Here is a 6,760-nt window from a genome sequence, read left to right on the forward strand (position 1 = left end):
CCTGGCCCTCTCGATGGCTTCCAGTGACCGGCGGATGATGCCGGGGACCTGGGCGACGTCGATGAAGTAGGTCTGGGCGATCTCGGAGCGTTCTCCGGTGAAGCCCTTGACGATGGCGGTGCCCTTGTCGGTGCCGGGGATGAGTTCGGTGGCCCGGTGTCCGGCCCGGTAGGCGCCCTGGCCGAGCAGGGCGTCGTTGGCGACGTGGTCCCCGACCGCGTAGGCGATCCCGTTCGAGCAGTTGCGGGTGACGTCGCGCGGCATGCTGTCCTTCGTCGGTGCCTGTGTCGACACGATCAGGTGGATCCCGCGTTTGCGGCCGAGGCGGACGATGTCGACGAGGAGCTGCCCGATCTCTTCCCCGTACTTCTTGTGCTGGATGGCGACGTGGGCTTCCTCCAGGAGGCACACCAGCGGGTGCAGGCCCACGCCCTTGCTGGCGAGTTCGCGGGTCACCGCCGGGATCTCGTAGGTGACCAGGAGCTGTCCGCGGGCCTGGACCTCGGCGTGCAGCTCCCGCAGGTCGTGCAAGATCTGCTCGATCTTCTCGGGCTCCGCGCCCATGACGTAGCGGGCGCATCGCGGCCGGAACGCCTCGAAGTCGAAGTTCGCGTCGGGTACCCAGATCCGTAGCTCGGCGGTCGGGTCGAGGGCGACCCCGGTCATGATGGTCCGGGCGGCGGAGGACTTCCCCTGGCCGGGCATCCCACCGGTGATCGTGTTCCGTTCCATGATCGGCGCGGTGAGGGGGGTACCGCGCAGCGTCCGACCGAACGGCACACCCTTGAAGACGTCGACGCCGTCGGTTGCCAGCGGGTACGGCCCGGCGCCTTCCGTCAGGGCGCCTTTGTCGGCCACCCACAGGTCGAGGACCCCGGCCTCGCTGCCGGTGGTCGGCCAGACCTCTTTGGCCAGCCGGTGCAGGCCGGAGGCGAGATCGGCGCGGCGCGCGGAGATCCGTTCGGCGGTCACCCCGCTGGGCAGCCGGATCACCGCGTGGGTGCCCCGGCCGTCCCGGCGGGCCGTGGTCAGATATTGGAGTGGCGCGGTCTTGAGGTGGTCGCGGATCTGCGGGATACGTAGCGCCGCCAGCGCCTGCGCGATCGTGGACTCGTCGATGGCCAGGTCGATGTCCGTGTCCGACGAGGTGGCCAGCCACCCGGGTATCGACTCGCCGCCGCCGGCCCGGTAGGCGGTGATCAGCCACGCCGGCCCGGCCCCCCAGAGCACCACCCGCACGGCTACCGCGATCAGGGCCGCCGCGATGTCGCCGAGGCCGGCCAGGGCCGACCAGTACCCGTCCCAGGTCATGCCCAGCGGCCGGGTCACCGCGACGACCATGCCGGCCAGGAGCAGCAGCCCGGCGAGGAACGCCACCAGGACCACCACCGCGATGACGGCGGAGCGCAGCGCGGCGGGCAGGGTCAGTAGCCGCTGCCGCCGGTCGGCCTTGGCCTGCCGTAGGTGCTCCAGCCAGCCGGCCAGGGCCTCGCTGTCCCCGGCGGCCCGGGCGCGGCGGATCTGCTCCCGGATCGCGGCGTGGGTGGCCGCGTCGATGGCCCGCTGCGCCCACACGCCGTGTCCCCGGCCGACCTGGAACACGCCCCGGGCCAGCCGCCGGCCGGCGGCCAGGGCCAGCGCCTCACCGGCGGTGTCCTCCGCCGCGGGCACGACATGGCCGGTCGCGACGACCGGCGGCTCGATGTCGGCGGCCGTGACCGCGATGACCCTGTCATCCCCACCGGCCGCCGGTACCGCCGGAGTCCATGGCGGGAGCGGGACAACGTCACCCACGTCGGGGGTCGCCTTGCGCAGGCGCACCGGCGCGGTCACCGTTCCCACCCCCCGCCCGGCGTCCAGTCGGCGGGGAGCAGGAGCGTCGAGGCGCCCAGCGGGGAGATCCCGAGCGTCGTGGACACCGCCACATCGACGCGTTCGGCCGCGTCCACGATCGCCACCACGATCAGACCGGTGATCCGCAGGAGCAGGACGACGACGGCCACCAGGACCACGGCGGCGGCCGCCCACAGGGGCAGCAGGCGCAGCTCGGCGCGGATATCGGGTTTCATCGCGCGGCCCCCTGCCCGCACAGGCGCCGCGCGTCCGCTTCGATCCCGGAGCGGTACCGGCGCACGAGCCGGTCGGCCTCCCGCTGGGCCTGCCGTACTGTCCGGCCGGTGCCGCGGAGCTCGACGCGGGCCTGCGCGCGGTCCTGTCGGCCACCGCTGTCCCGGCCGGTCAGCAGCCGGGCCGCCGCCGGCCCGGCCAGCCGGATCACGGCCAGATCCGCAGTGGAGACGTGGTCGTACTGGGATAGCTGGTAGCTGCCGCTGGTGCGGCCGAGGTGGAGCCGGACCGTCGCGCCGTAGTGGCGGGCGACCGCCCCGTGGCCGGCCTCGTGCACGGCGCATTCCCACCGGTCGGCCGCGGAGAGACCGAAGAGGCTCATCGCACGGTCACCTCCGCCCGCCGTAGCGCGGACAGATGGTTACGAACCGTCGACACCGTGACACCGACCAGCGGTGCCCACTCGGCGGCCAGCTGCCGGTCCGACCGGGGATCATCGGCCGGGACGCGGGCCACCAGTGCGGCCACCCGATGCCGGGTCGACCCGCCGGCGTGGCCCGCCGGCCCGACCGGCGGCCCGGGATCGGCCACCGCTGGCCCGGCCACCCGCGCAGGGGCGGCCACGGGTGGCGCGACCACCGGCGTCACCCGGGCCGGCGGGCCATCCGTATCGGCCGTGGCCTCGAGTGCCGGCCGCGCCTGGTCGGCCGCCGCGTGCCGGACATGCCGCAACGCCAGCTCCAGCGCGACCGCTAGCGCGACCGGTGCCCACAGGCCGATCAGCCGGCCGGTCCACGTCGGCTCGGCGTGCGCCACGTTCGCGGCCACCGACGCGCCGATCCCGAGCGTGACCGCGAACCAGGCGGTGGCCCGGCCGCCGCGCCGGTTGGCACGGGCATCGGCCAGCAGCACCAGCGCGGCCACCGCCAGCAGCCCGTCCACGGACAGCGGCAGGATCGTCGAGGACAGCCCGTCCTCGCCGTGGCGGGCGGACAGGTCGCGCATGTGCCGGTACGAGACGACCGCGGCGACCCCGGCCACGACGGCCAGGCCGGCACCGACCAGACGGCTGATCCACTGATCGGCGCTGATCTTCGTACCCATCACCGGCCGCCCTTCTTCTTGACCTTCCGGCGGCGGGCCAGCTCCGCCTTCTGCGCGGGGGTCAGCGTGGTCGACTCCCGGCCGGTGAGCCGGTCCCGCGTCGTCACCCCGTCCGCGGCCGTCGTCTTCGACGTCCGCTTCCTACCGATCAGGTTCCTGATCTCCTTGGCCGATGTGGGGATCGTGACCGCCTTCGGGCTCTTCCGCGCACCACGCTCGCCGGTACGGGCCCGCGGGAAGCAGACCGGGCACGCGAACCCGTCGAGAACGCCAGGGACGGTCGCCGCGTCGACCGCCGGCCCGCCGTCGGGATCGACGGCCAGGGCCACCCGCAGCCGGGTGGCGCTCACCGGGCACCCCCGTCCGGGGTGAGCAGGGCACGCAGCCCCGCGGTCACGACGTACACCCGGCCGCCGATCCGCCGGACCGGCAGCGCCCCGGCCTTGGCGTAGCGGTACGCCGACGCCCGGGAGAACCCGAGAACCTCCGCGGCGGTCTCCACCGAGATCAGCGGGGTGAGCCCGGCCAGCGGGTCAGGTGTCTCCCCGGCCGGGCCGGCGGGAGCAGCAGCCGGGCCGGTGGCCACGGTGCCGGCCGTGGTCGGTGTGGTCATCGGGGGTCCCCTGTCGAGGCGGGAAGAAGAGCGCGGGCGGCGGCGATGCCGTCGGGGGTGGTGAACCGGGTGCAGATCCGGACCTGGACGCCGGTGATCGTGGTCGTCACGGACAGGCCGACGGAGCGCGGGGTGTCGTAGTCGACGGTCAGCGGCAACCCGAGCCGGCCGGCCACCGCGGTCAGGCCGGCCAGGATCACCGGCGCCTCGTCGGGTCCGCCGGGGGCGGTGGCGCCGAACACGTCGACGGACAGCGATGGCCGGTGGCCGGAGGCGAAAACGGTCAGGTGCAGCCGGGCACCGGTGGCGTCCACCGCGTCCCCGACCGCGGCCAGCAGCTCAAGCCCGGCCCGCAGCGCGGCGGCCTGCCGCCGCGCGGGAGACGAGACAGACCGGGCATCGATCGTCGCAGCGTGCGCCATACCGGTAGCGCCGTCAGCGTCGCTGCCACCGCCGGTCTCGGTCGGGACGGTCGGGGACTCCCGCCGGGGCACCGGCCGCACCGGCTTCCCCTTCCCCACGACCGGCACCGGCGGGTCCACCGCCGCCACCGCGGCGTGCAACGCGTCCCGCACCACCGCTTCCCGCACCGCCGCCTGCTCACCGGCCATGACGCGCCTCCCGCGACCGCGGCGTCTCCAACGACAGCTCTTCCGACTGCTGCGACCCGAACAGCGCCACCCCGACCGGCGCGGTCAACGCGGCCTTCACCACCGCCCGCCGCGTCGGCGACGGCGCGTCCAACCGCTCACCCCGCCGCGGCCGGGCCACCTCGGTCACCACGTCCTTCGCCTTCTGCCGCCGGCTCACCGGACACCACCCGACGACTTCGCACCATCGACGATCACAACCCAGCGGTCCGGCTCCGGGTCGTCCGGCAACGTCGGCCACGGACGATCCCCACCATCCACGGCGAACAGAACAGAAAGCGTCATCACACGCCCTTCCACCAGCCCCCGGCCGCAGCCGGCGGGCACGCCAACAACAGGCGTGGAAGGCGTCCACGAGAAGGTCAGACGCTGTACGCTCGAAGAGCGATCATCAGTCGCGTCTGGCCCGGTGTGGGTTGCCTCCCACCCGGGCCTTCTTCATGTCCAGAAGGCCCAGCCACCTCGACGGGTTGCCTCCCGTCTCAGCGTGGCTCGACAGTAGCAGCATGCCTTAAGGCATGTCCACATGCCCTAGGGCATCTTTTGAAAGATCTTTTGTGGGCATGCTCGATATGGTCTAGGGCATGTCCACGCCAAGCCGCCCGCCATACACCCGGATCGCGGCATCGTTGCGGGACAAGATCGAAGCAGGTGAGTACCCGCCGGGCAGCCGGCTCCCCTCACACCGCGAACTCGCCCGGACCTTCCACGCCGCTCAGGAGACGATCCGTCGCGCGATCGCACAGCTTCAGACGGAAGGGCTGATCGAAACCCGAGGCCAGCACGGAACCTTCGTCCAGACCCGGCCGTCGGTCCGACGCATCACAACCGACTTCTACCGGCGGCGCCCGCCAGGCTCCACGGAGTCAACATCCCCGTTTGCTCGATCTGCCGCCGCGTCGGGCGGGCGAGCCTCCTGGGACCACGAGACGACGCGCGAAACGGCAGACGAACAGGTTGCCGAACGGCTCGCCATTCAGCCCGGCGAGCCGGTGACTGTGACGCGATACCTCTACCGCTATGACGGGACCCCGATCCAAACGGCCATCTCGTGGGAGCCCTCAGCCCTCACCACGGGCACGCCAATCGAGCTTCCCGAGGAAGGCGCAGCAATCGGCGTTGTCGCACGCTTTGATCTGATCGGCCAACACATCGACTCGGTAGAGGAAGAGATCACCTCGCGGCCACCGACAGCCGACGAGGTGAGAGCGCTCGAACTGCCTCCGGGCGCCTCCGTCCTCTCGATGAGGCGCACTTACCGAGTGGGTGACAAGCCGGTCGAGACTGCGGACATCGTCATGGCTGGCCACCGATCCGTGCTCTCCTACCGTCTCGCCGTGACCTGAGACAAAGGTTCGGATTACCACTCTTATCACTTTTTGTAACTTATCGGATGCTTTTGGTGTCGTGAGTGACTGTGCCAACTTTCCCTACTTGTTCAAGCGCGGCCCTGCGGGCCGCAAAGACCACGGGGCTCCGCCCCGAACCCCGGCCCTCTCTCTGGAGGTGGGTCGAATACGTGTTCGTTTCCGGTGGTGGGTGGGGGCATGTCCGCTGATCACCTCCGCCGGACGGGCACCCCGAGGGCTACCCCGGAACCTCCCGACCGCGCAAGGGCCGGCGGCAAAGATCGAACTCGAGTGGGGATGCGGCCCTTGCCCGGCCGGGAGAACCCGGGGTAGGGCGAAGCCTGCCCGACCGACGGAGGTGATCAGCTCAGCCCGGAGTCTGGCGAAGCCGTCGCAGGCGGCCGGGATCGACGGCTCGGCCGGGATGTCGACCAGGGCACGCCGTGCCGCGCGGGGCCCGTCCGTCCGCCGCGCCGCGAACTGCGCGTGGCGCCGGGGGCGCCATGCTCGCCGGGCGCGTCGGACGGCCACCCACCCGACACGGCTGCACGGGACCCGAGCCACGTGCACGGAATCGTGAACGGAACCCGACGCGACCGACGGGACTATCTGTGATCGTCTGCTGCGGACACCGACTGACGAATGCGACCAGTTGGATGAATGGGACGCACCCGCCTGGTCACCCAGTGTCAAAATGATCTGATAAGGAAGAGGCCGGTGGTTCAAGTCCACCCAGGTCCACGGGCTGGCTTTCCTTGCTCGCCGCCCGTTGGGCGGCTTCGCTGGGGCCGGGATGTCTGCCGGGGGGGCCGAGCCCCCCCGAGACCCCCCACGGTTTTATGGTTGGGGGCTTGCCGCGCCTGTGGCGCGGCTTCGTTGGGTGGGGGCGTTTGTCGGTGTTTGTGGTTTGAGTTTGCCCAGGTCCACGGGCTGGTTTTTCTTGCTTGCCGCCCGTTGGGCGGCTTCGCTGGGGGGCG

9 protein-coding genes are annotated in these 6,760 nt (G+C 72.0%); 1 reads left to right on the forward strand and 8 read right to left on the reverse strand.

Annotated features, from left to right (window positions below):
• From AC5LSR_RS10930 to AC5LSR_RS10965, 8 genes are all read right to left on the reverse strand, one after another.
• Positions 1–1,833, reverse strand: a 1,833-nt coding sequence (locus AC5LSR_RS10930) for an ATP-binding protein (protein ID WP_250289541.1), incomplete at its 3' end; no start/stop codon positions are given.
• Positions 1,830–2,069, reverse strand: a complete 240-nt coding sequence (locus tag AC5LSR_RS10935) for a hypothetical protein (RefSeq protein ID WP_250289538.1) — start codon at positions 2,067–2,069, stop codon at positions 1,830–1,832. The genes AC5LSR_RS10930 and AC5LSR_RS10935, both read right to left, overlap by 4 nt.
• Positions 2,066–2,449 (reverse strand): zinc metalloprotease, encoded by a 384-nt coding sequence (locus AC5LSR_RS10940; RefSeq protein WP_250289536.1) that lies wholly within the window; start codon positions 2,447–2,449, stop codon positions 2,066–2,068. The genes AC5LSR_RS10935 and AC5LSR_RS10940 overlap by 4 nt, the downstream gene beginning before the upstream one ends.
• Positions 2,446–3,171: a DUF2637 domain-containing protein gene (locus AC5LSR_RS10945; protein ID WP_493464829.1), complete on the reverse strand. Its 726-nt coding sequence runs from the start codon at positions 3,169–3,171 to the stop codon at positions 2,446–2,448. Before AC5LSR_RS10945 ends, AC5LSR_RS10940 begins: the two co-directional genes overlap by 4 nt.
• Positions 3,171–3,521, reverse strand: coding sequence for a hypothetical protein (locus AC5LSR_RS10950; RefSeq protein WP_250289456.1), 351 nt, complete (start codon positions 3,519–3,521; stop codon positions 3,171–3,173). Before AC5LSR_RS10950 ends, AC5LSR_RS10945 begins: the two co-directional genes overlap by 1 nt.
• Complete coding sequence (locus tag AC5LSR_RS10955) at positions 3,518–3,784, reverse strand: helix-turn-helix domain-containing protein (RefSeq protein WP_250289458.1); 267 nt, start codon at positions 3,782–3,784, stop codon at positions 3,518–3,520. Before AC5LSR_RS10955 ends, AC5LSR_RS10950 begins: the two co-directional genes overlap by 4 nt.
• Positions 3,781–4,395, reverse strand: coding sequence for a hypothetical protein (locus AC5LSR_RS10960; protein WP_250289460.1), 615 nt, complete (start codon positions 4,393–4,395; stop codon positions 3,781–3,783). The genes AC5LSR_RS10955 and AC5LSR_RS10960 overlap by 4 nt, the downstream gene beginning before the upstream one ends.
• Complete coding sequence (locus tag AC5LSR_RS10965) at positions 4,385–4,594, reverse strand: hypothetical protein (protein WP_250289462.1); 210 nt, start codon at positions 4,592–4,594, stop codon at positions 4,385–4,387. Before AC5LSR_RS10965 ends, AC5LSR_RS10960 begins: the two co-directional genes overlap by 11 nt.
• 424 nt (positions 4,595–5,018) lie before the next feature.
• Between AC5LSR_RS10965 and AC5LSR_RS10970 the strand changes: the two genes are divergently transcribed.
• Positions 5,019–5,780: a GntR family transcriptional regulator gene (locus AC5LSR_RS10970; protein WP_250289465.1), complete on the forward strand. Its 762-nt coding sequence runs from the start codon at positions 5,019–5,021 to the stop codon at positions 5,778–5,780.
• The last annotated feature ends 980 nt before the right edge of the window (positions 5,781–6,760 follow it).

This window comes from Protofrankia sp. CiP1_Cm_nod4, from assembly GCF_982290645.1.